The organism is Xanthomonas sp. DAR 35659, assembly GCF_041242975.1.
Classification (GTDB): Bacteria; Pseudomonadota; Gammaproteobacteria; order Xanthomonadales; family Xanthomonadaceae; genus Xanthomonas_A; species Xanthomonas_A medicagonis.
In genome coordinates this window covers 424,485-451,210 of sequence record NZ_CP162488.1, presented here as the reverse complement: position 1 = coordinate 451,210, position 26,726 = coordinate 424,485, and the positions used below count along the sequence as shown (strand labels likewise).

24 protein-coding genes are annotated in these 26,726 nt (G+C 67.0%); 13 read left to right on the top strand and 11 right to left on the bottom strand.

Annotated elements, in window-relative coordinates:
- Positions 1 to 237: 237 nt before the first annotated feature.
- On the bottom strand, positions 238 to 2,745 hold the full coding sequence (locus AB3X07_RS01995; RefSeq protein WP_369942284.1) for a PepSY domain-containing protein: 2,508 nt from the start codon (positions 2,743 to 2,745) through the stop codon (positions 238 to 240).
- 234 nt (positions 2,746 to 2,979) lie between these two features.
- On the opposite strand from AB3X07_RS01995, the gene AB3X07_RS01990 reads away from it, so the two are divergent.
- The gene (locus AB3X07_RS01990; RefSeq protein WP_369942282.1) at positions 2,980 to 3,732 is read left to right on the top strand and encodes a DNA/RNA non-specific endonuclease; all 753 of its coding nucleotides are present in this window, start codon (positions 2,980 to 2,982) and stop codon (positions 3,730 to 3,732) included.
- 254 nt (positions 3,733 to 3,986) lie between these two features.
- Here AB3X07_RS01990 and AB3X07_RS01985 read toward each other — a convergent pair whose 3' ends face one another.
- Positions 3,987 to 4,865: a LysR family transcriptional regulator gene (locus AB3X07_RS01985; RefSeq protein WP_369942281.1), complete on the bottom strand. Its 879-nt coding sequence runs from the start codon at positions 4,863 to 4,865 to the stop codon at positions 3,987 to 3,989.
- Positions 4,866 to 4,959: 94 nt separating this feature from the next.
- Here AB3X07_RS01985 and AB3X07_RS01980 point away from each other — a divergent pair, with 94 nt between their 5' ends.
- Entirely contained in the window at positions 4,960 to 5,982 is a 1,023-nt protein-coding gene (locus tag AB3X07_RS01980) for an NAD-dependent epimerase/dehydratase family protein (RefSeq protein ID WP_369942279.1), read from the top strand.
- A gap of 82 nt (positions 5,983 to 6,064) precedes the next feature.
- Positions 6,065 to 6,730: a DUF7716 domain-containing protein gene (locus tag AB3X07_RS01975; RefSeq protein WP_369942277.1), complete on the top strand. Its 666-nt coding sequence runs from the start codon at positions 6,065 to 6,067 to the stop codon at positions 6,728 to 6,730.
- Positions 6,731 to 6,794: 64 nt separating this feature from the next.
- Here the strand turns inward: AB3X07_RS01975 and hemB are convergent, their stop codons facing one another.
- Complete coding sequence (gene hemB, locus AB3X07_RS01970) at positions 6,795 to 7,787, bottom strand: porphobilinogen synthase (RefSeq protein WP_369942275.1); 993 nt, start codon at positions 7,785 to 7,787, stop codon at positions 6,795 to 6,797.
- 310 nt (positions 7,788 to 8,097) lie between these two features.
- Positions 8,098 to 8,346, bottom strand: coding sequence for a hypothetical protein (locus AB3X07_RS01965; RefSeq protein WP_369942273.1), 249 nt, complete (start codon positions 8,344 to 8,346; stop codon positions 8,098 to 8,100).
- A gap of 181 nt (positions 8,347 to 8,527) precedes the next feature.
- Here AB3X07_RS01965 and AB3X07_RS01960 point away from each other — a divergent pair, with 181 nt between their 5' ends.
- The 8 genes from AB3X07_RS01960 (at position 8,528) to AB3X07_RS01925 (ending at position 15,638) form a co-directional block, all read left to right on the top strand.
- Positions 8,528 to 8,959 (top strand): hypothetical protein, encoded by a 432-nt coding sequence (locus tag AB3X07_RS01960; RefSeq protein WP_369942271.1) that lies wholly within the window; start codon positions 8,528 to 8,530, stop codon positions 8,957 to 8,959.
- A 320-nt stretch (positions 8,960 to 9,279) separates the two neighbouring features.
- Positions 9,280 to 10,044: a hypothetical protein gene (locus AB3X07_RS01955; RefSeq protein ID WP_369942269.1), complete on the top strand. Its 765-nt coding sequence runs from the start codon at positions 9,280 to 9,282 to the stop codon at positions 10,042 to 10,044.
- Positions 10,045 to 10,102: 58 nt separating this feature from the next.
- Positions 10,103 to 11,245 carry a type IV secretion system protein gene (locus tag AB3X07_RS01950; protein ID WP_369942267.1) on the top strand — a complete coding sequence of 381 codons (1,143 nt, stop codon included), beginning with the start codon at positions 10,103 to 10,105 and terminating at the stop codon, positions 11,243 to 11,245.
- Between the two features lie 17 nt (positions 11,246 to 11,262).
- Positions 11,263 to 11,793, top strand: coding sequence for a DUF4189 domain-containing protein (locus AB3X07_RS01945; RefSeq protein ID WP_369942265.1), 531 nt, complete (start codon positions 11,263 to 11,265; stop codon positions 11,791 to 11,793).
- Between the two features lie 328 nt (positions 11,794 to 12,121).
- Positions 12,122 to 12,658 (top strand): DUF4189 domain-containing protein, encoded by a 537-nt coding sequence (locus AB3X07_RS01940; protein WP_369942263.1) that lies wholly within the window; start codon positions 12,122 to 12,124, stop codon positions 12,656 to 12,658.
- Between the two features lie 161 nt (positions 12,659 to 12,819).
- A protein-coding gene (locus AB3X07_RS01935) for an IS3 family transposase (RefSeq protein WP_369942261.1) occupies positions 12,820 to 13,925 on the top strand; the annotation gives its coding sequence in 2 pieces (ribosomal slippage) (positions 12,820 to 13,078 and positions 13,078 to 13,925; 1,107 coding nt in all).
- A 487-nt stretch (positions 13,926 to 14,412) separates the two neighbouring features.
- The gene (locus AB3X07_RS01930) at positions 14,413 to 14,943 is read left to right on the top strand and encodes a DUF4189 domain-containing protein (RefSeq protein WP_369942259.1); all 531 of its coding nucleotides are present in this window, start codon (positions 14,413 to 14,415) and stop codon (positions 14,941 to 14,943) included.
- A gap of 152 nt (positions 14,944 to 15,095) precedes the next feature.
- Positions 15,096 to 15,638 (top strand): DUF4189 domain-containing protein, encoded by a 543-nt coding sequence (locus AB3X07_RS01925; RefSeq protein ID WP_369942258.1) that lies wholly within the window; start codon positions 15,096 to 15,098, stop codon positions 15,636 to 15,638.
- Positions 15,639 to 15,740: 102 nt separating this feature from the next.
- Here the strand turns inward: AB3X07_RS01925 and AB3X07_RS01920 are convergent, their stop codons facing one another.
- From AB3X07_RS01920 to AB3X07_RS01905, 4 genes are all read right to left on the bottom strand, one after another.
- The gene (locus tag AB3X07_RS01920; RefSeq protein WP_369942256.1) at positions 15,741 to 17,528 is read right to left on the bottom strand and encodes a DUF885 domain-containing protein; all 1,788 of its coding nucleotides are present in this window, start codon (positions 17,526 to 17,528) and stop codon (positions 15,741 to 15,743) included.
- Positions 17,529 to 18,098: 570 nt separating this feature from the next.
- Entirely contained in the window at positions 18,099 to 18,674 is a 576-nt protein-coding gene (locus AB3X07_RS01915; RefSeq protein WP_369942254.1) for a cytochrome c oxidase assembly factor Coa1 family protein, read from the bottom strand.
- A gap of 37 nt (positions 18,675 to 18,711) precedes the next feature.
- Complete coding sequence (locus AB3X07_RS01910) at positions 18,712 to 20,943, bottom strand: S9 family peptidase (RefSeq protein WP_369942252.1); 2,232 nt, start codon at positions 20,941 to 20,943, stop codon at positions 18,712 to 18,714.
- A 76-nt stretch (positions 20,944 to 21,019) separates the two neighbouring features.
- The gene (locus AB3X07_RS01905; protein ID WP_369942250.1) at positions 21,020 to 21,709 is read right to left on the bottom strand and encodes a glutathione binding-like protein; all 690 of its coding nucleotides are present in this window, start codon (positions 21,707 to 21,709) and stop codon (positions 21,020 to 21,022) included.
- 112 nt (positions 21,710 to 21,821) lie between these two features.
- On the opposite strand from AB3X07_RS01905, the gene AB3X07_RS01900 reads away from it, so the two are divergent.
- Both AB3X07_RS01900 and AB3X07_RS01895 read left to right on the top strand, forming a co-directional pair.
- On the top strand, positions 21,822 to 22,430 hold the full coding sequence (locus AB3X07_RS01900) for a TIGR00645 family protein (RefSeq protein ID WP_369942248.1): 609 nt from the start codon (positions 21,822 to 21,824) through the stop codon (positions 22,428 to 22,430).
- Between the two features lie 158 nt (positions 22,431 to 22,588).
- Positions 22,589 to 23,596, top strand: coding sequence for an energy transducer TonB (locus tag AB3X07_RS01895; protein ID WP_369942246.1), 1,008 nt, complete (start codon positions 22,589 to 22,591; stop codon positions 23,594 to 23,596).
- A gap of 113 nt (positions 23,597 to 23,709) precedes the next feature.
- Here the strand turns inward: AB3X07_RS01895 and AB3X07_RS01890 are convergent, their stop codons facing one another.
- The 3 genes from AB3X07_RS01890 to AB3X07_RS01880 form a co-directional block, all read right to left on the bottom strand.
- Entirely contained in the window at positions 23,710 to 24,642 is a 933-nt protein-coding gene (locus AB3X07_RS01890) for a lysostaphin resistance A-like protein (protein ID WP_369944623.1), read from the bottom strand.
- Positions 24,643 to 24,794: 152 nt separating this feature from the next.
- Positions 24,795 to 25,976 carry an ABC transporter permease gene (locus AB3X07_RS01885; protein WP_369942244.1) on the bottom strand — a complete coding sequence of 394 codons (1,182 nt, stop codon included), beginning with the start codon at positions 25,974 to 25,976 and terminating at the stop codon, positions 24,795 to 24,797.
- On the bottom strand, positions 25,973 to 26,719 hold the full coding sequence (locus tag AB3X07_RS01880) for an ATP-binding cassette domain-containing protein (protein WP_369942242.1): 747 nt from the start codon (positions 26,717 to 26,719) through the stop codon (positions 25,973 to 25,975). The genes AB3X07_RS01885 and AB3X07_RS01880 overlap by 4 nt, the downstream gene beginning before the upstream one ends.
- Positions 26,720 to 26,726: the final 7 nt, after the last annotated feature.

The window sequence follows — 26,726 nt, the reverse complement described above, 5'->3', positions numbered from 1 at the left end:
GCTTCCTGTAGGAGCGGCTTCAGCCGCGACAGACGAAGCGGTGGACACACAGGTCGCGAAAAGCGTCGGGACTGAAGTCCCTCCCACAAGGCAATCCCGCCCGACCGCAATAGCTGCTAGATACGCGACGTCGCGCCGCTTCGCACCACGATCAGGACACGCGCGGCGATCGCAGTCGCTGCCATCACCACGTCCCGGTCACCTGCTCCGCCCAGCACTACCAACGTCCCGCCAACCTCAATACACGTCGCGCCGATACCTGCCTTCCGCGCTGAGCGTCTCCAGCGCCTCCTCGCCCACGATCTCGCGCAAGGCCGCGTCCACGCCACGCGCCATGCCCTCCAGGCTGCCGCAGACGTGCAGCGTGGCGCCGCGCGCGAGCCAGGCGCGCACCGCGTCGGCGGCCGCACGCAGACGATCCTGGACGTAGACCTTGTCGGGCTGGTCGCGCGAGAACGCCAGGTCCAGCCGGCGCAGATGGCCGCTGTCCCGCCAGGCATCCAGTTCCGCGCCGAACAGTGCGTCGTGCGCGGCATTGCGCTCGCCGAACAGCAGCCAGTGGCCATGCACGCCGGCCTGCTCGGCTTCGCGCAGCAGACTGCGTAACCCGGCGATGCCGGTGCCGTTGCCGATCAGCAGCAACGGCGCGTCGCCATGCCGGCGGAAGCCCGGATTGGCGCGCACCCGCGCCTGCACCGTGGTGCCGAGCGGCGCGTGCTGGCACAGCCAGCCCGATCCCAGGCCGGCGCGGCCGTCGCTGCGCTGGGTCAGGCGGACCACCAGTTGCAACAGGCCATCGGCCGGCACCGAGGCGATCGAGTACTCGCGCAGCGGCAGTTGCGGCAGCGCGTCCAGCCAGGCCTGCGGGTCGCGCAGGGGCGCCGGCGGCGGCGCCAGTTCGCGATCGACCAGTGCCGCCTGCAGCGGCAGCGCCACGCCGCCGGCACGCACCGGCGTGTCGGCGGGAACGCCATGGGCGTCGAGCCAGGCCCGCACGGCGTCCGCGGCGCGACAGGGCTGCACTTCCAGGATGTCGCCCGCCTGCCACTCCGCCGGCGCCGGCGGCGCCAGATCGATGCGCCAGATCGGCGCGCCGGCGCTGCCGGGATTGAGCAACGCGCGCCCGGCCAGGCGCCACTCCAGCGGCTCCGGCGCCTGCAGCACCGGAGCCGCCGCGGCCACGCCGGTAACCGCGGACAGCTGCCGCTGCCACTGCGCCAAGGCCTGCGGGTCGGCGTTGTCCACCTCCACCGCTGGGAACAACGCCTGCGCGCCCTGCGCGGCCAGCCACTGCTCCAGCCGCCGCGAAAACCCACAGAAGCGCGCGTACTGGCGGTCGCCCAGCGCCAGCACCGCGTAGCGCAACTCGGGCAAGGCCTGCGCCTGGCGCAGCACCTTCCTCTCGAAGGCGCGCACCGGGTCCGGCGCCTCGCCGTCGCCGAAGGTGCTGACCACGAACAGCGCGTGCCGCGTGGCGCCCAACTGCGCCATCTCCAACTGCCCCAGCGACTGCACCTGCACCGGCAGGCCGGCCGCCTGCAGTTGCCCAGCCGCCTGCCAGGCCAGGCGCTCGGCGAAACCGCTCTGGCTGGCGAATCCCACCAGCCAGGGCGCGGCGTCCGCCGTCGCCAGCGGCCGCAGATCGCCGCGCGCCATGCGCAACGCGCGTTTCTTGCGCCGCCTGTCCAGATACAGCAACCAGCCGGTGACGAAGAACAGCGGCATGCACAGCACCGCCAGCAGCACCACCACGCGCCCGGGCAGGCCGAAGAAAATGCCGCTGTGCAGGGCGAACACGCTGCTCAGCAGTTGCCGGCCCAGCGGCTGCTGCCGATAGTCCACACGGCGCGCCACGCGGCCGCTGTCCGGGTCGATCTCCACCATGTCGAAGGCGCGGCTATGCGCCGGATCGGCCACCAGGTAGCGCGCCGTCGCCGGTTGTCCGGGGCGGGCCGGCAGGCGCAGATCCAGATAGGCGCGGCGCGCGCCAGGCACCGCATCGAGCGCCGCCTGCAGCCGCGCGAAGTCCACCTTCGGCGGCTTTCCGCCACGCCCGCGGCCACCGGCGTCCGCGCGCTCGCCGCCGAGCACCGCCACCAAGCCTTGCCGGTACCAGTCGTAGGACCAGTACAGCCCGGTCAAGGCCAGCAGCAGATAGATCGCCAGGCACCAGGTGCCGATCACCGAATGCAGGCTCCACAGGAAGCTACGGCCCTGCCGCTTCCATTCCACCGCCCACCACGCGCGCCAGCTCCACCATTGCCGCGGCCAGCGCAGGTACAGCCCGGACAGGCAGAAGAACAACAGCACGATCGCGCAGGCGCCGGTGATGGCCTTGCCGCGCTCGCCGGCCAGCAGATAGCGATGCAGGTCCTCGACGAAACCGAAGAAGCCGGCCAGCCGCGGTTCCGGCACGGTCTGCCCGGTGTAGGGATCGAAGTACAGGCGGCCATCGCCGCCGCCGGTCAGGCGCACGTTGGACGGGCGGGTGCCGGTGGGATCGATCAGCAGGCGCGTGGTGCGGTGCGTGCCGCCCAGGTCCAGGCGCCGCGCCAGTTCGGCCAGCGGCAGCGGGGCGGCGCCGGCCGCATGACGCTCAGCGGCCGCGCGCAGCGGCGGGTTGGCCCAGCGCACGATCTCGTCCTCGAACGCCAGCGTGGCCCCGCTCAGCGCCATCACCGACAGCACCAGCCCGGCGCTGATGCCGAGCAGCCAGTGCAGCTGGAACAACAGCGTCTTGATCACGGCAGGGGACGGGGTCGGAAGGCGGCCCGGCATTGTAGATGAGAACGCTTATCGAATACGAATGCGTCCGACCGCGGCGGGGATGAAGCCTTAGGTCACCAGGCAATCGTATTGCCGCCGGCCGTTCAAAACGCGACCGGCGGCGCAGTTGCCATGCACGCCACATCGAACGGTCATCGTTCCGACATCGCCCCTTGCCAGTTTCTTCACTCCCCCTGGTTAGCGAGGTACGCGATGTCCTTCTCCCTGCGCGGTTGTCTGGTTCTGTTCGGCCTGTTCGCGGCCCACACGGCGATGGCCGCCACCAGTTGCGCCACGCTGTACGCGGGCGGCAAGCCGCCGAGCGTGGATGCCTCGCTGAGCGCGCGCACCACCGAGGTCTGCCACACCGAATACGCCATCCTGGCCTCGGGCGTGACCAAGGGCCCGCTGTACTCGGCCGAGCACCTGACCGACCAGCAGGTCGCCGGCGCCGAGGCGATCGGCCGGGTCGGCTCGTTCCACGAGGAAACCGCCATTCCCGCCGCCGACCGCTCCAAGAGTTCCGATTACACCAACACCGGTTTCGACCGCGGCCACATGACCCCGGCCGGCGACGCCTCGACCGAGAGTTCGGAGAAGGAGACCTTCTCGATGGCCAACGTGGTCCCGCAGGACCACAAGCTCAACACCGGCGAATGGGCGCGCATCGAAGAGCAGGTGCGGCAGTTGGCCAAGCAGCGCGGCGAGCTCTATGTGGTCACCGGCCCGGCCTTCGACAACACGCCGGCCACCATCGGCACCGACAAGGTGGAAGTGCCGGAATACGTGTGGAAGGCGGTGTACGAGCCGGGCGTGGGCGCGGCGGCCTACCTGTGCGTCAACGACGACAGCATCACCTGCGACGTGGTCTCGATCGACGACGTGATCACGATGGCGAGCGTGGACCCGTTCCCGTCGATCTCCGCGGCGATGAAGTCCACGCCGATTGCGTTGACGATGCCTTGAGAGCTGGGAGTGGGGATTCGGGAATGGGAAATCGTAACGGCGGCATGGTCGGCTGAAGGTTTGGCGGCGCTGCGCGGTGGGGGCCGCGCATGCGCCGTCTGCCTGAGATGCAGCGCCGATCGGGTGACTGACTCGGCCCACGTGCGTGCGCATGCAAGGCTGGGAATCGGGGATCGCGATGGCGCCATGCTCGGCTGAGGGGGCGCTGCGCGGCGGGTATCGCGTGCCATCGACCTGAAATGCGGACGCATGGCTCAGCCAATGTGCGCGGTCATCGCTTCCACCAGCGCCGCGAAGACGGCGCTGCAGGGTGGGCTGCCGCGCAGGTCCTGGTGCATGGTGATCCAGGTGTCCAGGCCCAGCCGCACCTGCTGCGGCAGCACCGGCGTCAGTCCCCGCGCCAGCGGGACCTGGCAGAAGCCGATGCCGCAGCCGGCGCGGATCAGCGCCAGTTGCGCCAGGTCGCTGTCGGCCCGCAGCGCGAACGCGTCGCGGCGCCAGCGCGGCAGCCCGGCACGCGCCGCGCGCAGGAACGGCGTGTCCGCGTCGAAGCCGACCAAGGCGTGCTGCATGAGCGCGTCCAGGTCCTGCGGCGTCCCGTGCCGGGCCAGGTAGTCCGGATGCGCATACAGGCCCAGCGCGACCTCGCCGATGCGGCGGGTGACGAGCAGGTCCTGGTCCGGGCGGGTCATGCGCACCGCTACGTCGGCCTCCCGGTGCAGCAGATCCTGCACGCGGTTGCTCAGCACCAGTTCCATCCGCAGCTGCGGATGCGCGCGACGCAGCCCGGCCAAGACCGGCGGCAGCACTTCGGCGCCGATTACCTCGCTGGCCGAAATCCGTACCGTGCCCTGCACCGCCTCGCCATGGCGGCCGGCGGCACGCTGCAGCGAAGCGGCGATGCTGCGCATCGCCTGCGCATGGCCGCGCAACGCCAGCGCCGCATCGGTCGGCGCCAGGCCGCTTTGCGAGCGCACGAACAGCGGCACCGCCAGCGCCTTCTCCAGCGCCGCCACGTGCCGGCCGACGGTGGGCTGGGTCAGTCCCAGCGCGCGTGCCGCCGCCGACAGCGAACCCTCCTCCAGCACCGCGAGGAAGCTTCGGTACAGTTCCCAGCCGATGTCGTTGTCCATACATAAATGTATAGCCGATCGGCGGTGCTCGCCAATTCCTTCGCAAGCCGAGGGCGCCCACACTGGCGGCATTCCCCACCCACGGAGCGCCTCCATGACAACCACTCACACCGCCCTGGTCCTGGGCGCCAGCGGCGGCATCGGCGGCGAGATGGCGCGCCAGTTGCGCGACGCCGGCTGGCAGGTGCGGGCGCTGCAGCGCGGCCTGGCCAGCGCCAGCGCGTTCCGCGACGGCATCCACTGGCACCGCGGCGACGCGATGCGCCGCGACGACGTGCTGGGCGCGGCGCGCGGCTGCGACGCGATCGTGCATGCGGTCAATCCGCCCGGCTACCGGCGCTGGGCCGAGCTGGTGCTGCCGATGATCGACAACACCATCGCCGCCGCCTGCGCCGAACGCGCGACCGTGGTGCTGCCGGGCACGGTCTACAACTACCGCCCGGACGCCTGCCCGGCTCCGGACGAGGACGCGCCGCAGGCGCCGCTCACCCGCAAGGGCGCGATCCGGGTGGAACTGGAGCGGCGGCTGCAGGCGGCGACCGCCCACGGCGCCCGGGTCATCGTGGTGCGTGCCGGCGACTTCTTCGGACCGCGCGTGGGCAACAGTTGGTTCGCGCAGGGCCTGGTGGCGCCGGGGCGCCCCGTGCAGACGGTGACGCTGCCGGGCGACCCGGGCATCGGCCATCAATGGGCTTATGTGCCGGACGTGGCGCGAACCATGCTGCGGCTGCTGCAGCAGCGTGCGGTCCTGCCCGCCTTCGCCCGCCTGCACATGGGCGGGCATTGGGACGCCGACGGCACACAGATGGCCGCGGCGATCACCCGCGTGCTGCAACGCCATGGCATGGCGGCGCCACGGGCCCGCCGCTTCCCGTGGTGGCAGCTGACCCTGGCCCTGCCCTTCATGCCACTGGCGCGCGAACTGCGCGAGATGCGCCCGCTGTGGCGGCATCCGCTGCGCATGCGCAACGCGCTGTTGCTGCGCACGCTAGGCGAGGAACCGCACACGCCGCTGGACGAGGCGGTGGAGGCGACGCTGCGCGGATTGGGTTGCCTGCCGCCAGCCGCATCCGATCCCGCCCTGGCGCCGGTAGCTGCTCCGCCCAACGCGGCGTGACCGGCGCCGTGAGAGAGCGACGCGCCGGGTTCGCGGCAGGTCCCGCTAGACTGCGCGGCCTGGCACTGCACGCACCTCGCCCATGATCGAACTGTTGGATCTCCGCCAGACGCTGGACGCGCTCGCCGCATGCAACGACGACGATGACGTGTGGCAACGCTACGGCTGGGTGCACGCGACGGAGACAGACGTGCTGGACGCGCGGTTCTGGTTGGCGCCGCACGGCGAAGCCGATGACGAGGATGATCTACGAACGGCGGCGCGCGCGCTCGGCCTGTCCACGTTCCTCGAAGCGGCCACCTTCGCCGACGTGCTCGACGTCCAGAAACGCCAGCGGCCGCTGTCCGCGCTGGACGATTACGCGCGCGCGCTGGCGCACTATCTCGAATACGACGCCTTCGCGCAGGTGGAAGGCATCGACGAGGCCCTGGGGGCAGCGCCTGCGGAGGAACAGGACATCGCCCTGGCGCTGGGCGTGGGGCCAGGCATCTTCGCCTCGTTCGACCTGGTCCTGGCGGCGTGTCCGCCGGCGCAGCTGAAGGACGTCGCGCGCCGAGTCGCCGAGCACTTGCAGATTCCGCTGGGCCAGGCCCCGCCCCGGTGCCGCGCGCTGCCGCTGCTGCTGGGCGAATCGCTGGATCGCAACCACGCCAGCGCGCTCGCCGCCGACTTCCGTGCGATCGGCACGCCGCTGCAGGTCCGCGGCTACCGTGCATTCCCCTGGATGGCCGCGCCCACGCTTGGCTGACCGCCGGCGCTGGCGGCGCCAACCACGCAACTGGTTTGGCGGCGCGCCGCGTTCGCGGTACGCCTCAGCGCGCCTCGCGCAACCAGCGCGCCACCTGCGGCGCGAAATAGGTCAGCACGCCATCGGCGCCGGCGCGCTTGAACGCCATCAGCGATTCCAGCACGCACTTGCGCTCGTCCAGCCAGCCGTTGGCGAAGGCGGCCTTGAGCATCGCGTACTCGCCGCTGACCTGGTAGGCGAAGGTCGGCACGCGGAACTCGTCCTTCACCCGCCGCACCACATCCAGGTAGGGCATGCCCGGCTTGACCATCACCATGTCCGCGCCCTCCTCCAAGTCCAGCGCGATCTCGCGCAAGGCCTCCTCGCCGTTGGCCGGGTCCATCTGGTAGGTGCTCTTGTCGGCCTTGCCGAGATTACCGGCGCTGCCCACCGCGTCGCGGAACGGCCCGTAGAAGGCCGAGGCGTACTTGGCCGAATAGGCCATGATCCGCACGTGCACATGCTCTTCGCCATCCAGCGCGCGGCGGATCGCGCCGATGCGCCCGTCCATCATGTCCGAGGGCGAGACGATGTCCACGCCGGCCTGCGCATGCGACAGCGACTGCTTGACCAGCGCCTCGACGGTGATGTCGTTAAGCACGTAGCCGTGCGCGTCGATGATGCCGTCCTGGCCATGCGTGGTGTACGGGTCCAGCGCCACGTCGGTCATCACCCCCAGTTCGGGGAAGCGCGCCTTCAGCGCACGCACCGCGCGCTGCGCCAGGCCGTTCTCGTTCCAGGCCTCGGCCGCATCCAGGCTCTTGCCGGACGGGTCGATCACCGGGAACAGGTCGATCACTGGAATGCCCAGCTCCAGCGCGGTCTCGGCTTCCTTCAGCAATTCGTCGAGCGACAGCCGCTCCACCCCGGGCATCGAGGCGATCGGTGCGCGCCCGCTCACCTCGTGCACGAACACCGGCCAGATCAGGTCGTCCGCGGTCAGGGTGTGTTCGCGCATCAGCCGGCGCGAGAAATCGTCGCGGCGCATGCGCCGGGGGCGGTAGTGGGGATGCGGCACGTGCGGACTCCTGCTGGTCGGATCGGGCGTCGCCCGCCACGGCGGCGCCCGGGCGATCCGGTTCGCGCCGCACGCGCCGGCGCGAACGGGAGCGGCTGCCTGCGGGGCAGCCGTCAACGACGGAATTTTACGCCTGCCCGGCGCGCCTGGACGCCGGCATGCCGCAACACAGCATGTCGCCCGGCGGCCAAGGACACGCTGGCGAGTGCGAGTTGAGCGCTCTGGCGTGCGATTACGACGTCGCACGCACGCCAGCGGGTCCGCCAAAGGCCGGCGATCGTTCCGCCGGCCAACCGCTCCGGGCTCGGCGTCAGAACACCCCGCCGCCCAGGCTCAGCCGGATTACCCCGACCACGATCACCAGTCCGTTGAGGATCAGCCCGGTCTTGGCCCGGCCGCGCTTGGGCGCCGACGTGAACAGCAAGCCGATCGCGGCGATGATCGCGCCGACCGCGGCGAACGGGATCACGAACCAGTTGCCCCAGCCCAGCAGCGGGATGAAGGCCAGCAGCATCCACAGCATGGCCACGATGCCCCACAACAGACTGATCAAGCCCATGCCGCCGCCCCTCGCTGGATGTCAGAGCGCACCATACCCCGCGCCCCTGCCGGCGCAAGCCAACTCTTGGCACAGGGCTCACGGCCGGCGTGCCAGGCTTGCGCAGCGAACGGGCGGGTTCGTCGCGATTCACCGACGCCGCCTATCATCGCGTCGTGATCCGAGCCACGGGGGTGCCGCTATGAACGTCCGACCGCTGTTGCCGCTGGCGCTGCTGCTCGCGCTGGCCGGCTGCGCCAGTTCCTCCAAGGTGATGGTCGGCGCGGCGCGGCCGCCGATCGACCCGGCCCTGGTCCAGATCTACTCGACCCCGCCCGCCGGCGCGATCGACATCGCTCAGCTCGAGTCCTCCAGCGCGGCCGGCTTCGGCACCCAGGGCCAGACCGACGCCGCCATGGCCCGGCTCAAGCGCGAGGCCGCCAAGCTCGGCGCCAATGGCGTGGTCCTGATGGGCGTGGCCTCGCAGCGCTCGGGCGGCGGCGTCTCGGTGGGTGCCGGCAGCTATGGCGGCCACGTCGGTGGCGGCCTGGGGATCGGCATTCCGACCACGCAGAAGCGGGCTGCGGGCATGGCGATCTGGGTGCCGCCGGGACAGCAAGGGAACAATCCCTAGAAACCGCGCGGCATCTACGACTCAATGACTTAGCGCAGCAATCGACTGAATTTGTTCATATTTGTGTAGCCACAAATTTATGGGAATTTCACTCGAAATGTGCGAAATTTGGTAGGACCTGCACTCTAGCAAGACAAGGACGATGGCCGTAGCAGGCGCACAATGGGGTTTCCTATCTCTGTCCTCCGGGCCAGAGCGGGCGTTCGTGAAGCCGACGCCACCGTCCTTGCACGTTGTACGATCCAGCCGAGCGCCGACCGCGCCGCGGCTGGAAGCGTTCGTTTCGAGTACCTGCACAGCGACAACCAGCGAGATATGCCATGACTGAGCCTACCCACCGTCCACGCACGTCACTTTCCCGCCTCGCCGCAGGGTTGCTGCTGGCCGTCGGCCTGTGCTGCGGCCAAGCCAATGCCCAGGTGATCGTCAACGACCCCACCTCGCTCGGCAAGGCACTGCAGGAATATGCCAAGGAAGCGCAGCGCTGGAAGCAGACGCTGCAGCAGTACAGGGACCAGATCGCGCACTATCAGCAGCAGCTGATCAATCTGCAGAACCTGAATCTGGGCGGCTCCACGATGACGGACGATTTCAACGAGCGCGATGCGTCCTACGGAATGGAAGACGCCTGCCCCGGCTCCAGCGGGAGTGGCCTGGGCGGCCTCCTGGATGGCTTCAAGAATCTGCTGCCCAACTTGCAGGGCAATCTTGTCGAAGAACAAATGAAGGTCTGCCAGCAGTTGGTGCTCAACGACAATGCGCGCTATAACGAGTCGGTGCGCATGCTCAAGCGCCTGATCCAGCGCAACAAGGATTTCCAGACCAAGATCCAGGCGCAGCGCAATAGCGTCGGGACCAGCCAGGGCGCCCTCGCGGCGAACGATAACGAGGTCTCGCGCTTCATCACCCAGAACTCCATGGACGTCGACTACTGGCAGGCGCGGATGAAGGCCTATGACGCCCGCGAGATGACTCTGCGGAACGACCAGTCCAGGCTGGCCAAGCGCGCGCTCAACGGCAGCAACTCGCTGTTCGGTCAGGTGGTGCAGGCGGCAGCATTGAAGACGGCCTTGTCTGTCGATTGAGTAAACGTCGGCGCGATCATAGTAGCTTCGCTATCAGCAGGAATTAATCGGGACGCACATGGACAGCATTTTTCAGGGGGCGATGAGCTGGTTGCAGCCGATGGCTGACACTGGGATCGGTGATTACGTTTTCTTCAAGCTGATCAACTCGTACTTGAACCACGAGATCGACGAGTTCGGCATGGAGTTGATGAAGAACGCGATGAACTGGGTCAGCGTCATCGCCATGACCGCAGTCACGCTCTGGATTCTGCTGGCCGGCTATCGCATCGCCACGGGCCAATCGCGGGAGTCGGCCATGGCCACCATGGTCAAGGCCACCAAGATCGTGGTGATCCTCAGCATCGCCAGTGTCGTCGGCGCCAACGGGGCCATGCTGCACAAGACCATGACCGACAACCTGGACCAGGAAATTCACCAGTTGTTCACTGGCGATACCGGCAGCGCCGCCGATGCCATCGACGACAACCTGGCCTATACCCAGTTGGCCCTGGCCGCGGTGGATGTGGTGCGTGTTGGCCCCAACGATCCGGAATCGCTGGACAAGAAGAACAAGGCCCTGTTCATGGCCGGCTTCGGCGCGGCAAGCCCGGCCATGGCCGCGGGCGCGATGCTGCTGCTGTTCAAGTTCACCATGGCCTTCCTGGTCGGCGTCGGCCCGATCTTCATCCTGGCTTTGATGTTCGATCAGACCAAGGATCTGTTCAAGAAATGGCTGTTCTACGTCATCGGCACCTTGTTCTCCATGTCGATGCTGTCCGTGGTCTCGGCCATGGTCCTCAAGCTCTCGACCAAGGTCGCCATCGCCCTGTGGGTCAGCAAAAGCATCAACGGCATGCTGGGCACCGACACAGAAGGCCTCAGTTCGCAGGCGCTGCAGCAGGGCGGCATTGGCATGTTGCTCACCGTGCTCATCATCACCATGCCGACGGTCGCCGCGGCACTGTGGCAGGGCAATATGGGCAGCTTCATGCACTTCTCTGCCTTCAGTGGCGGCGGCTCTTCTCCCGGTCCGCAGGGCCAACCTGTGGGGTCGTATGTGCCCTCCCGAGGCCCGAGCGATGGCGGCAGATCGGATGGTCGAGTAGGCACTTCAGATTTGAATGCCACACGAGCTTCCGGGGTGCCTAACGCGCCCATTACTGCAACGCCTGGTTACCGCGGGGCAGCAAACATGAGTGACAACAGTCGGATTGTCTAAACTTTGAGGACAGGAAATTGTTTAAGACAGCAATATTTTTCCTTTGCTTGGTAGCAAGTTTCCAAGTTTTTGCAGAAGAAGGCTGTCCTCCTGGGCAAATTCCGGCGCAGGCAGGTGGCGGCCCTGCATCCTGCGGTCCCATACCTCAAGGGTATTACCAGCAAGCCCAACCTCAGCCCGCCCAACCAGCTGGTGAATGGTTGAAGACCTGGGGCGCAGTTGCCGTAGGAGTGATTGATTCAGTTCCTCGCTATGGTGTACCGGTTGGATTACCCTCAGAAGATGCCGCCAAAAAAGAGGCGATGCTAAGATGTGAAAGATCTGGCGCGCAAAACTGCAGAATTGCCACAACTTTTAGGAATCAATGCTCATCAATTGCAGAGCCTCAAATTAACGGAGCGATAAGCGGAGTGATCCATTTTTCGAGGCAACCATCTAAACAGCAGGCAGTTGCTGAAGCGTTACGAGGTTGCGAAGAGGAAAATCCTGACGCAAAGTGCAAAGTTATTTACACCACCTGCTCTGAGCAAGTATTCAGAAAATATTAATTTAAATAACTCCACTTAAAAACCGACTGTCCTAAGATTGGCGGCTCCACATATATGGTTTTCGTGGTATCGGCGTAGATCTGAAGCTCTTAAACGGAGCTCCATCGCCACGCGGGCTAGCAATGGCATCGACGGCTTTCTGCTTTCATATACTGAAGACCTCAATTTACAGGTAGTGCAGCAGAGCGACACCTGGCATATATTGCATCTCCATCGGCCAACGAATTTCAGAGGTGCCGCAAACACCGCAGACCCCTGAAGGAAGCGGCGCTATGGGGCAATCGAATAAGAATCCCAGTCGGTTCGCCTGAGTTGAGGCGGAGTAATTATGAATTTTCGCTGCGCACTAGTTTTCCTATTTTTGTGCATTACGAGCAGCGTCCGAGCAGAGCAGGGCTGCCCTCCTGGGCAGTACCCGATTGGCGGACAGGGTGCTATGGCGTGCGCGCCTATCCCTCAAGAGAATCAAGTTCAGCAGCAGGCCGTTCCAAGTGGAGAGTGGATAAAAACCTGGGGTGCTATCTCAGTAGGGTCGGTTGATTCCACTACAATCTATGGCGTCAACACGGGAAAGCTCTCCAAATCCGAAGCCGAAGAAGATTCATTGAAGCGTTGCTCCTCACGCGCCGGGGATAGCTGCAAGGTCTCTTTTACGTATTACAATCAATGCGTTGCGATCGCTGAACCCCAGATGGGTGGACTTACATTATCCTCCGGCGTTATAAGATTTATTAGCGCAGCAACAATCTCCCAAGCAAGTAGCGAATCCTCCAAGAGATGCGGCGATTCCAATAAGGGAGTCGCCGGCGCAAAATGCAAGGTTGTATATACCGCTTGCACGGAGCCCATTTTCCGCAAGTTTTGACATCACTATTTTGGGCACCGATGGAGACACTGGTGGTCTGATATCCATGCCGACGATCGCTGCGGCGCTGTGGCAAGACAACATGGGCAACTTCGACGTCCCCCCGGTTTTGAGTAGCATGGCGATTTGGAGTCCAATCCCCAACGAGACGGAGATTGGACGTGAAGAAGCGCTTTTCCGAAGAGCAGATCATCGGCTTCCTGCGTGAGGCCGAAGCCGGCGTGGCGGTGAAGGACCTGTGCCGGCGGCACGGGTTCAGCGAGGCCTCCTACTACCTGTGGCGCAGCAAGTTCGGCGGCATGAGCGTGCCGGAGGCCAAGCGGCTCAAGGAGCTGGAGGCGGAGAACACGCGGCTGAAGAAGCTGCTGGCCGAGCAGATGTTCGAGAACGACGTCATCAAGGACGCCCTGCGAAAAAAGTGGTGACCGCACCGGCGCGCAGGACGCTGGTGCGGCACCTGGTAGAACGCGGGCTCACTGAGCGCCGGGCGCTGGCCGTGGTGCGGATGAGCGCCAGCGCGCTGCGCTACGTCCCGCGTGCGGATCGCAACGTCGAGCTGCGCGAGCGGATCCTGGCGCTGGCGCAGCGGCACAAGCGCTACGGCGTCGGGATGATCTATCTGAAACTGCGGCAGGAGCAGTGGCCGGTGAACTACAAGCGGGTAGAACGGCTGTATCAGCAGGCCAGGTTGCAGGTGCGCCGGCGCAAGCGGAAGAAGGTGCTGCTGGGCGAGCGGCAGCCGTTGCTTCGGCCTGAAGCCGCCAACCAGGTCTGGTCGATGGACTTCGTGTTCGACCGCACCGCCGAGGGCCGGGTGCTCAAGGTCCTGACCATCGTCGACGATGCCACGCACGAGGCGGTGGCGATCGAGGTGGAGCGGGCCATCTCCGGCCACGGCGTGGCCCGGGTGCTGGATCGGCTGGCGCTGACACGGGGTCTACCGCAGGTGATCCGCACCGACAACGGCAAGGAGTTCTGCGGCAAGACGATGGTGACGTGGGCCCACGAGCGCGGCGTGCAGCTGCGCTTGATCCAGCCAGGCAAGCCGAACCAGAACGCCTACATCGAGAGCTTCAACGGCCGCCTGCGCGACGAATGCCTCAACGAACACTGGTTCCCGACGCTGCTGCACGCCCGTACCGAGATCGAGACCTGGCGACGGGAATATAACGAGGAGCGACCGAAGAAGATCTTGGGCGGCCTGACCCCGGCCGCCTATGCCCGCCAGCTAGCGGCCAAAGCCGCTACGATGGAACCCGGACTCTAAAGAACCCCGCTACTGAAAGCGGGGGACGTCGGCACAGAGCAGATCTTTCACAAATACTAACTTGCCGACTTAGCATATTGGAGCAAGCCGCACCCAACGGGTTTTTGCTAGCATATCTGAAGGCCTCAGTTCGAGGGCGCTGCCGCAGGGCGGCATTGGCGTGCTTCTCACCGTATTCATCATCATCGCCATGCCGACAGTCGCCACAGTCTTGTGGCAGGGCGACATGGACTTCATGCACTTCTCTGCTTCAGTGGCTGTGGTGCGTTTTCGCCTGGTCCGGAGGGGCGACCAAATTGGTCGTACATACCCTCCCAAGGACCGAGCGATGGCGGCAGATCGGATGGTCGAGTAGGTACTTCCAGACTTGAGTACCACACGAGCTTCCGGTGTGCCTAACACGCCCATTACTGCAACGCCCGGTTCTCGTGGGGCGGCAAACATGATTGACAACAGCCGGATTGTCTAGACTTTCGAGGACAGGAAATTGTTTAAGACGGTAATATTTTTCCTCTGCTTGGTAGCAGCTTTCCAAGTTTTTGCGGAAGAAGGCTGTCCCCCTGGGCAAATTCCGGCGCAGGCAGGCGGCAGCCCTGCATCCTGCGGCCCCATCCCTCAAGGTTATTATCAGCAAGCCCAACCTCAACCCGCCCGACCTGCAGGTGAATGGTTGAAGACCTGGGGTGCAGTTGCCGTAGGAGTGATTGATGCAATTCCTCGCTATGGTGTGCCGGTTGGATTGCCATCAGAAGATGTGGCCAAAAATGAGGCAATGCTAAGATGTGAAAGATCTGGCGCGCAAAACTGCAGAATTGCCACAACTTTTGGAAATCAATGCAGTTCAATTGCAGAACCTCAAATTAATGGGGCGATAAGCGGTGTGATTCAATTTTCGAGGAAACCCTCGAAACAGCAGGCAGTTGCTGAAGCGTTACGAGGTTGCGAAGAGGAAAACTCTGGCGCACAGCGCAAAGTTATTTACACCGCGTGTTCTGAGCAGGTATTCAGAAAATATTGATTTTAACAAACCCGCTCAAGCACCGAAGCAGTTCAAACATCAGCCTCACGAGCCTCTGGCCTTCTACAGTCCCAGCCAATTTCAGAAAGCAGCGGCTAGATGGCCAAGCGAATCAAAATTCCAGTCGATTTGTGTAATCCGCTGAGGCGAGCATGAAATATTATTGGATGCTTCTCCTGATTGTTCCATTATGCACAAATGCGAGCATTGCTCGGGCGGAAGGCGCGTGCCCTCCTGGCCAATATCCGATCGGCGGGCAGGGGGCAATAGCATGTGCGCCCATCCCGCAAGGATCCGCGGCGCAGCCACCAGCTGGCCCTGCTGGAAGGTGGATAAAGACATGGGGAGCCATTGCGATGGGATCCGTGGATTCAACCACGATCTATGGCGTCCCGACGGGAAAGCTCTCAAAATCCGAAGCGGAGCGGGATTCGCTGATGCGCTGCTCTTCTCAAGGAGCCGCTGATTGCAAAGTTGTATTCACATACAACAATCAATGCACAGCGATCGCCGAGCCCCATATAAACGGGCTTCCATTTTCCGGCGGAATTATTAAATTTGCCGGCGCCGGCACTTCCGTTGAAGCGAGCGACCTTGCATTGAAGGAATGCAAAGAGCGCAACCAACAAACACCTCAGGCGAAATGTGAAGTTGTATATACTGCTTGCACTGAACCGATTTTCCAGAATTATTGATTTTAATAAGCAGGTGCTATCACCGACCATGCCGTGCGTCAGTCAGACCCGATTCCCGGCGGCGACCGGGCGCAGGGCTGCTCCCGCACGGCAGGCGTCATATCACTTTCGCTGTGCCGGCACGAATACTTCGTCCACCGCCGTCTGCAGTTGATCCGGCGGCAACAGTCCCTGGTCGAGCAGGAAGTTGTTGAACTTGAGCCGGTCGAACTTCGCGCCCAGCGCCAGTTCGGTGCGCATGCGCAGTTCCATGATCCGGCTGTAGCCGTAGAAGTAGCTGCCGGCCTGGCCGGGCGCGCGCATCATGTAGCGGTCCAGTTCCTGCCGCGCCATCGCCGGCGACAGGCCGACGTCGTTCTCCAGCACCAGGCGCGCGCGCTCGCGGTCGGTCAGGCCCAGGTTGAGCATCGGGTCGAGCATGGCGCGGGCGGCGCGCAGCAGGCGGAACTGCAGCGCGATCAGCTGCCCGTCCAGCGGTTCGTAGGGCACCATTTCGGCCTCGGCGTACAACGCCCAGCCTTCGACGTTGACCGAGTTGAACGCGAACATGCTGCGCGCCAGGGAGACGCCGCGTTCGACCATCGCGGTGAACTGCAGTTCGTGGCCGGGCCGGCCTTCGTGCGCGCTCAGAGTCCACGCCGCCGAGCCGAAGTTGAAGTCGTCGTAGTGTTCGCCCTTGCCGGCGGTGTCCGGGTTGCCCAGCGGCAGCACGAAGGTGCCCTGCTCGCCGGTGTTGCCGACCAGTGGCGCCGGGCGGAAATGCGGCGCCGGCTGCGCCGCGCTCTCGGCCTCCGACCCCAGCCGCATCTGCATCGGCCGCTGCGGCACGTCGACGATGCGTTGCTGGCGGATGATCGGGTCGATCTGCGCGATGACGCCGCGGTAATGCGCTTCCAGCTTGTCGTTGGGGATGGCGTCGCGCTTGAGCGCGCGGATCACGGCGCGGTAGTCGCCGGGATCGTCGAGCTTCAGTCCCTTGGCCTTGGCCACCAGCGGCGCCAGTTGCTGCATCGCCGCGCGCGTCTCCATGAATTCCAGTTGCGCGCGCTGCATCAGCAGTTGCGGGGCGATGTCGATGCCGACCTGCTTGAGCTGGAAGGCATACAGTTCCGGCGGCAGGCGGGCATCCTCGCGCGCCTTCGGCAACACCACCTTGCGGGTCCACGCGGCGTAGTCCTTGAACTGCTGGTCCATCGCCGCCAGCGCCGGTTCGGCGCCGTCGATCTTGTAGGTCGCGAACAGTTCGCGAATGCCCATGGCATAGGTGTCGACGTTGCTCAGCGCCTGCTCGACCTCGCGCCGCGTGGGCGGCAGCAATGCGCCATCGGCCAGCTTCTCCTCGTAGCGCTGGCGCGCCAGCAGCAGCGAGGAGGTGCTGCCGGGCGCCAGGCCGACATAGCGTTGCAGCCGGTCCAGGGCCTTGGCCCGGCGCGCCGGCGCCACCTGCTCGGACAGCAGGTTGTTGAGCCCGCCGAACACCATCTGCGGCGCGTCGCTCCAGGGCAGCAGCAGCCGTTCGTTCAAGGTGCTGCCTTCGATGGCCTGGTCGGCGGCGTGGATCATGATCGCCAGGTCCTGGCGCACGTTGGGGTCGCGCTCCAGCTGCAGTTTCTCCTGCAGCGCGGTCCTGGCCTTGGCGATGGCGTCGCGGTAGCGGCGCGCGTTGTCCGGGCCGAGATCGGCGACCTTGTCGTCGTAGCCGGGCACGCCGAAGAAGCTCACTTCCTCCGGTTGGAACGGCGCCTGCGCCTGCAGCAGGATCTGCGCGAAGGCGTCGCTGCGCGCCACCCATGCCGGGCTGGCGGCCTGGGCCTTGGCCGGGGCGGTCTGCGCCAGCACCGGCAAGGGCGCGGCCAGGGCCAGCGCGATGGCAAGGACGAGTGGCTTCATCGGTCGATCTCCAACTGGGCGGTCCGGCGACCGTACGCGGCGCGCGCGCGACCGGCAACCTGCCGTAGGTCATGGCGGCACCGCATCCGGGACAGGATGCGCATTCGCGGTCGCGCTGCCACGCCATGTCGCAGCGCATACGGCGCGACCGCAATCGCTGCCGGCGACGACGACCGCAATGGGGCGACCGACACCGCGATGCACGCGGGTAGGTCGCGCTTACTCGCTCGCCCGCAGGACACCTTTAGTACCCCGCTTTCGCCACGATCAGGCTGGATGCAGTTCGCCTTGTGGGAGCGGCTTCAGCCGCGACGATGCGTTCCCGGACGATGCGTTCCCGGTAGAGCCCGTCGCGGCTGAAGCCGCTCCTACAGGACACTTCTCGGTGTTTATTTGAGGTTTCCGGCGCTCGGTCCGGCATGCGATCACACACTGACTGCGGCGAATGCGCAGACGCCGACATCGGCAGGTCCCGCGTCCGTCCTGCGCCGCCCGGAACCTCCATCACGACGGCATGGCGCTCCGCGCGCGGCGTGCGCCGACGGTGTGGTGGACGGCTCGCGTTCGACGCTACTGCGTGCTATCGGCCTCAGCGGGAGCGGCGTCGGTCTGTACGTCGTCGGTGGCGTCCATTTCCGGATCGGACTCGGCGTCGGTCTCACCGATCGCGTCCGCGTCGTCATGCAGCAGCGAAATCGCCTCGCCGGCGTCGGGCACCACCTTCAACGTCGTGTAATGCCACTCGCCGGCATGGCGCTCGGCCTCGATGTACAAGGTGCCGTTGCCGCGCGAACCGTGCAGCGACACGTTGAGCTTGGCGCTGCCGCTGCCGTTGCTGGTGGAGATGCTGCCGCTGGGCATGATGCCGTCCTCGATCGGCTCGCCGAGCGCGGCCACCACGCGCGGGTCGACCTTCGCACCCACCAATCCGATCCGGTACGGCTCGGACGACTTGGTGACGCTGGCGATACCGACCACGAACACGGCGATGGAGACCAGCAGCAGCGCGCCGAGCAGCAGCGCCAGCAGCGGCACCGCCCATTTCCAATGCCGCGACCACCAGCCGCGCTTGGCCGGTGGCGGCGGTGCGGGCGGCGCAGGCGGTGGGGTGGCTGGCGTCTCGGGAAACGGCGGAGGCGTGGACATGCGGGGGAACTCCCTTTCGGTATCGGCGGGGGCGCGCTCAGGGCTTCAGGCAACGCGCCAGGAACGCTTCGGTGGTGCGGTAGCGGTGCAGCGCGTTGCTGCCGGACAGGCCGTGCTTGGCGCCGGGATAGGTCATCAACTCGAACAGCTTGCCGCGCTTCTGCAGCTCGCTCATCAACGACGTGGAGTTGGTGAACAGCACGTTGTCGTCGGCCATGCCATGGATCAGCAGCAGCGGCGAATTCAGGCCGCCCAGATGCGCGGCCACGCGGCCGTCGCGGTAGCCGTCCGGGTTGGCCGCGGGCAGGTTCATGTAGCGCTCGGTGTAGTGGCTGTCGTACAGGCCCCAGTCGGTGACCGGCGCGCCGGCCACGCCGCAGGCGTAGGCCTCGCTGTGCTTGGCCAGCAGCATCAGGGTCATGTAGCCGCCGTTGGACCAGCCGTAGACGCCGATGCGCGCGCCATCCACCCACGGCTGCGCCTTCAGCCAGGCGACGCCGCGCAACTGGTCGTCCACTTCCACCGTGCCCTGGCGCTGGTACAGCGCGCCGCCGAAGTCGCGGCCGCGGCGCGGCGTGCCGCGGTTGTCGACCGAGAACACCACGTAGCCGTGCTGCGCCAGATACTGGTCGAACAACGCATCGCCGCGGCTGGGCCAGGCATCCAGCACGGTCTGCGCGGCCGGTCCGCCGTAGACGTAGACGATCGCCGGATAGCGCTTGCCCGGATCGAAGCCGTCCGGCTTGGTCACCCGGTAGTGCAACTGCGTCTTGCCGTCGGCCGCGGTCATCTGGCCGAACTCGATCGGGCGCTGCGCCTCGCGGTACTTCGCATAGGGATGCTGCGGATCGGCCAGGTCGTTGTCCAACAGCGTGGCGATCTTTTCGCCATTGGCGCGGAACAGCTCGATCTGCGGCGGCGTGGTGGTGTTGGACCAACTGTCCACATAGACGCTGGCGTTCTTGGCGAAGCTGGCCGCGTGCGTGCCGTTGGTCCTGGACAGTTTCTCGATCGCGCCGCCGGACAGCGGCACCGCGTAGAGCTGGGTCTGGGTCGGCGACTCCTTGGTCGCAGAGAAGTAGACCTTGCCGGCATCCTCGTCCACCGCCAGCAGTTCGTCCACGATCCAGTCGCCCTGGGTCAGCGCCACCAGCTTGCGCCCGTCCTCCGAGGCCAGGTACAGGTGCTCGTAGCCGCTGCGCTCGGAACCCCAGACGAAACGGCCGTCCTTGAGGAACCGCAGGTCGTGGTTGAGCGGCACCCAGGTCTTGCTGGTCTCGGTGACGAGCACGCGCTGCTTGCCGCTGGCCAGGTTGGCCTCGATCAGTTCCAGCCGCTTCTGGTCGCGCGACTGGCGCTGGAAGGTCAACCGCTGCGCATCGCGCCAGTCCACCCGCGCCAGGTAGATGTCCGGATTCCTGCCCAGGTCGATCCACTGCGGCTGCGCGCCGGCGCGCGGGGCGATCGTGCCCAACTGGATGCGCACGTTGGGCTGGCCGGCCTGCGGATAGCGCTGGTCGATGACCTCGGTGTGGTCGGCGTAGACCTCCGGGCGCTTTTGCACCGGCACGCCGGATTCGTCGATGCGCGCGAAGGCGATCGCCGAATCGTCCGGCGCCCACCAGTAGCCGGTGTGGCGGTCCATCTCCTCGTCGGCGACGAATTCGGCCACGCCGTTGCCGATGGTCTCGCTGCCGTCGCGGGTGAGCTGGTGCTGCTGGCCGCTGGCCAGGTCGATGACCCACAGGTTGCGCGCGCGCACGAAGCTCACGTAGCCGCCCTTGGGCGAGATCTTCGGGTCGGTGGCGAAGCCTTCGCCGTCGGTCAGCTTGCGCACCGCGGCGCGGCCGCTCTTGCGCAGGTCGTACAGGTACAGCTCGCCGCCGAGCGGAAACAGCAGCGCCTGCGCATCCGGCGCCCACTGGTAATCGACGATGCCCGCGTAGGCGGAGATGCGCTGGCGTTCGCGCCGCGCCTTCTCCTCGTCGCTCAGCGTCTCGGTGCCGGGCAGCACCACCTTCGAATCGACCAGCAGCCGGGTCTGGCCGCTGGCGATGTCGTATTCCCACAGGTCGAGCTGGTTGCGGTCGCTGTCCTTGCCGCGCAGGAAGGTCACCCGCGAGCCGTCGGGGGCGACCTTCGGCTTCATCAAGGTCGGGCCGGACAATGGCTTGCTGCCGGTGATGGCCTCCAGGGTGAGTTTTTCGGCGTGGGCGGGAACGAGGGGCGTGGCGAGCATGAGGGCGAGAGCGGCGAGCAGAGAGCGCATGGAGATTCCTGGCGGAGCGCCGGGCGCTGCGCGATGCGCATGCGCCCGGAGATGAAGAAACGTGACGCGGGCCGGCTCAGCGCTGGCCGAACAGGTGCTTGCGCTCCTCGTCGCTGAGCGGCTTGCCCGCATTCGGGTTGACCTGCTCCTTCAGCGCGTAGGCGCGCTGCGTGGCCGGGCGCGCGGCGATCGCGTCGTGCCAGCGCTTGAGATGCGGGAACGCCGCGTAGTCGGGCTTGAGTCCGGGGTAGACCTCGATCCACGGATAGCTGGCCATGTCGGCGATGCCGTATTCGGCGCCGGCCAGGTATTCGCTCTGCGCCAGGCGCTTGTCCAGCACGCCGTGCAGGCGCCGCACCTCGTTGCCGTAGCGGTCGATGGCGTAGCCGATCTTCTCCGGCGCGTAGACGTTGAAGTGGCCCATCTGCCCGGTCATCGGGCCGAGCCCGGCCATCTGCCAGAACAGCCACTCCAGCGCGCGCACGCGGCCGCGCGGATCGGCCGGCAGGAAGCGGCCGGTCTTTTCGGCCAGGTACAGCAGGATCGCGCCGGACTCGAACACGCTCTGCGGCGCGCCGCCGTCGGCCGGGGCGTGGTCGACGATGGCCGGCATCTTGTTGTTCGGGGAGATCGCCAGGAACGCGGGTTCGAATTGCGCGCCGGCGCCGATATTGACCGGCTTGAGCGTGTAGTCGAGCCCCGCCTCCTCGAGGAACAGGGTGACCTTGTGGCCGTTGGGCGTGGGCCAGTAGTACAGATCGAGCATGGCGGCGATCCTGGAACGGGGACGCCCAGTGTAGCCGCGGGCCGCGCTTGGCAGCATCCCGACGGGCCGGTACGCTGCATCCCTCCTGCAGCGCAGCATCCGACATCACGCCATGAGCCCTCCGCGTCCCGTGCCCCGCCTCAATCCGCTGTCCAGCCTGATCTTCGCCTCGCGCTGGCTGCAGCTGCCGCTGTACCTGGGCCTGATCGTCGCCCAGGGCGTGTATGTGTTCCTGTTCGGCAAGGAACTGTGGCACCTGATCCACGAGGCGCCGAGCCTGGGCGAGCAGCAGATCATGCTGATCGTGCTCGGCCTGATCGACGTGGTGATGATCTCCAACCTGCTGGTGATGGTGATCGTTGGCGGCTACGAGACCTTCGTCTCGCGGCTGGGCCTGGAAGGCCATCCGGACCAGCCGGAATGGCTGAGCCACGTCAACGCCAGCGTGTTGAAGGTGAAGCTGGCGCTGTCGATCATCGGCATCTCCTCGATCCACCTGCTCAAGACCTTCATCGCGGTCGGCGCGCTCGGCGGCATGCCGATGTGTTCGCCGGAGCAGCTGGCCAGCGCGGTGGGCACGGTGGACCTGAAGAGCTGCGCGACGCTGACGCCCACCGGCGTGCTGTGGCAGACCATCATCCACGGCATCTTCATCCTGTCGGCGATCGGCATCGCCTGGACCGACCGGCTGATGGCCGCGCCATCCAAATCCGCGCACTGAGCCGGCACGGGACCGCCCGCGGTCACCGGCCGCCACACACGCGGGCGGAACCGATGCTAGATTGGCAGGTGGGGCGCGCGGGACGGGGGAGCCGTGCCGGCCGCGCCAGGCAGCCACGCTGCGTCGTTCATTGCCATCACCGGGGATTAGGGGGAAGCATGTTGCAGGTCACCACATTCGCCAAGGCGCGCCGCATGGCGCCGGTTCTGCTGCTCGCCGTGCTGGCGGCCTGTTCCAAGCAGGACGACGCCGCGGCACCGGCCGCCACGCCCGCGACGACGCCCGCCGCGACCACGCCAGCGCCGCCGCCGGTTTCGGCCAAGGTGCAGGCGATGGGCACCGAGCAGTTGCACGACTCGGCCAGCCAGGCGTTGCGCGAGAACCGCATGTACGCGCCGGCCGGCAACAACGCGGTCGAGTACTACCTGGCGCTGCGCGACAAGCAGCCGGACGACGCGGCGGTGAAGAGCGCGCTGACCGACCTGATGCCGTACACGCTGATCGCCGCCGAGCAGAGCATCACCCGCGAGGACTTCCCGGAAGCGCAGCGGCTGATCGGCCTGATCGAGAAGATGGATCCGCAGGCGCCGGCCTTGCCGCGGCTCAAGCAGGGCGTGAGCAAGGGCATGGAGGCGGTCGCGCAGCGCAGCCAGGACGAGACCGACAAGGCCAAGAAGGAGGCCGAGCAGAAGGCCAAGCTGGCGGCCGAGCAGCAGAAGCAGGCGCAGCAGCAGGCCAGCGAGGCGCAGGCCGCGCAGCAGATCGCCGCGCAACAGGAAGCCGCGCGACGCGAGACGGCACGCCAGGAGGCCGAGCGCCAGGCCGCCGCGGCGCGCAGTGCGCCGACGCCGGCACCGGCCGCGGCGCCGGCCGCGCAACCGGCTGCGGCGCCCGCCGCCGCGGCCAGCAGCCAATCGCTGCGCGCGATCAGCACGCCGGCGCCGCGCTATCCGCCGGAAGCCTTGCGCTCGGGCACCGCCGGCGAAGTACTGGTGGAGATCACCGTGGGCACCGACGGCTCGGTCACCAGTGCCCGCGTGCTGCGCGCCACCCCGGCGCGCGTGTTCGACCGCGAGGCCTTGAACGCGATCAAGCGCTGGCGCTTCGAGCCGGTCAGTGCGCCGGTCACGACGCGGCGCACGCTGGCGTTCAATCCCGGCGGCTGATCGGCACGCGCCGCGACGGCAGGACCGTCCGGCGCGATCGCCTCCTCGTCACCGTGCCGCAGGCGCGGTGGCGTCGCCCGGCGCCCGCGATGGCACCCGCCCTGCCCGGGCCGTCAGCGATCGCCGGAGAAGCGGCCCGCCCGCCAGGCGCGCCGCGTCACGGCGCCGCCGACCACGGCGCAGACCAGCAGCGCCGGCAATGAGGCTTCCGGACCGAACGCGCCGCCGGTCAACCATTCCGGGACGCCGGCGCGTGCGCCGCTGTGCGCGAGCGCAGGCCCCATGTCGGTGCCGGATACCGCCGCGCCGAACAGATAGCCCTGGGCGAAGTTCCATGCGACGTGCACGCCGATCGACATCCACAGGCGCCCGGTGAGGACATAGAAGGCGCCGAGCATGACGCCCGCCTCCAACGCGATGCAGACCGCGGCGAACACGGTCGCATTCGGATTGCCGAGGTGGGCGACACCGAACAGCAGCGCCGACGCGACGAATGCCGGCCACGCACCGAAGGCCCACCACACCAGACGCAACAGGATGGCGCGCAGCATCAACTCCTCGACGACACCGGCCTGCAGCGCCTTGCCGACCGCGATCCATGCCGGCGCCGGCGCCACGAACCGGATCTCGTAGAAGCCGCCCGCGGCCATGATGCCCATGACCGCGGCGAACATCGCCGCACCCAACAGCAGACCGAGCGCCAACTGCGGCACCATCTGCCGCGGCGCGAGCTCGGACGGCCAGCGGTCTTCGCCCAGGCGTACGGCCAGCGTGTAGACCGCCAGCGCGGTCGCCATCGACGCAAGATAGGGCGCGAGCACGGCCAAGCCGGACGTTCCCGGCCACCAGGCGCCGATCCGCGCCGACACCGCCAAGGAGGCGGCGGCGACCGACAGCAACAGCACCAGGCTCCATCCGATCGCCCTGAGCCAGCGCCACTGTCCTGGATGCAGCACACGCCGCCCGCCAAGGTCGATCCGGCGCAGGCCGTCGCGTGCGAGGAAACCGGCGGCGGTTACGCGAGGACGCGGCGATTCGGACTGCATGCTGCTCCGCAGACAGGGTCGCGCAGGGAAGGAAGAACCGGAACGGCGACCCTGCCGCCGCACCGATCCGTTGCGATGGTGGATGACGAAAAAGCCGGCGCCGATCGCGGGGCGACGTCGCGCGCCGTTCCCCGATCGGTGCCGGCCCGCCCTCAGCCCGAGATCGCCAGGCGCTCCTGCCGGTAGCGGCGAACCGCGGCCAGCCACAACAGCGCGGCCAGGCCGAACCCCGCGCCCAGGTAGATCGCCCACGTCTGCAGGTCGATCGTTTCGTGGCGGATGACCTTCAGCAACATCTGGTTCTGCGCCAGGAACGGCACCGCGAACTGCCACGGCGCGGTCTTCAGCGGGTACACCATCAACGCGTAGCCGGGCAGCATCGGCAGCAGCATCAGCCAGGTCATGTGGCTCTGCGCTTCCTTCATGCTCTTGGCCGCGGCCGCCAGTACGGTCAGCAGCGAGGTGCCGATGAACAGCATCGGCAGCAGCACGAACAGCATCTGCAGCATCGCCACGAAGCCGACGTTGAGCTGGCGGCCGACGCCGCTGGCGAACTGCGCGCTGAGCTTGAACGCGAGCAGGGTCAGCAGCAGCGACACCAGGCCGACCACGCAGGCCGCGGCGATCTTGCCGCTGACGATGGCCCCGCGCGAGGCCGGCGTGGCCAGCAGCGGTTCCAGCGATTGCCGCTCGCGTTCGCCGGCGGTGGCATCGAGGATCAGGTAGGCGCCGCCGATGAACGAGGTGATGGTCAGCAAGACCGGCAACAGGATCGCCAGCAACGCGCCGCGCTTGGCTTCGGCGGTGGCCAGATCCTGCGTGGCGATGTCCAGCGGCCGCGCCACCTGCGCGTCGATACCGCGCGCCAGCAGGCGCAGCGCGCCGACCTGCTGGCTGTACATCTCCAGCGCCGCCTGCACGCGCGTGGCCGGAATGTCGGCATCGCGGCGGGTGCTGTCCTTGACGATCTCCACCAGCGCGGGCCGGCCCTCATGCCAGGCGGCCGCGTAGTCGTCGCCGATGCGCAACGCCAGGTCGATGTCCTGGTTGCGGATCGCCGCGGTCAGGTCCGCCGGCGGATCGACCGCGTTGAGGCCTTGCGCGGCGAGGAACGCGACCAGGTTCGGGGCGCGCTCGCGGCCGACCACGGCGATGTCCAGCGGCTTGTCGATCTGGGTCCTCACCCGGCTCTCGGCGAGCGCGCCCATGCCCAGGATCAGCGCCGGGTACAGCAACGGGCCGAGCAGCAGCGCCAGCGCCAGGGTGCGGCGGTCGCGCGAGAGGTCGCGCAATTCCTTGCGAATCACGGTCAACACGGTATGGAGCAGGCTCATGCGTGCAATCCCTCATCGCTGCCGATCGCCTTGACGAAGGCGTCTTCCAGGTTGTCCTCGCCGGTCAGCGCGCGCAGTTCGTCGGCCGTGCCGGCCGCCACCACCGTGCCCTTGGCGACGATGACGATGCGATCGCACAGCGCCGCCACCTCCTGCATGATGTGGCTGGAGAAGATCACGCAACGCCCTTCCTCGCGCAGTCCGCGCAGGAAGCCGCGCATGGCGCGGGTGGTCATCACGTCCAGGCCGTTGGTGGGCTCGTCGAGGATCACGTTGCGCGGATCGTGGACCAGCGCGCGCGCGATCGCGGTCTTGGTGCGCTGCCCCTGGCTGAAGCCCTCGGTCTGGCGGTCGAGGATGTCGTCCATGTCCAGCGCCGCCGACAGCAGCCGGGTGCGCTCGGCGATGCGCGCCGCCGAGAGCCCGTGCAGTTCGCCGAAGTAGGCGATGTTCTCGCGCGCGGTCAGGCGCTTGTACACGCCGCGCGCGTCGGGCAGCACGCCCAGCGCGCGGCGCACCGCCAGCGGATCGGCGCCGACGTCGACGCCGTCCACCCGCACCTGGCCCTGGTCGGGCGTCATCAGCGTGTACAGCATGCGCAAGGTGGTGGTCTTGCCGGCGCCGTTGGGACCGAGCAGGCCGGTGATCTGGCCATCGGCGGCGTCGAAGCTGACCCCGCGCACCGCCTGCACGGTGCCGGTCTTGGTCTTGAATGCCTTGTGCAGATTGTCGGCGACGATCATGCGCGGT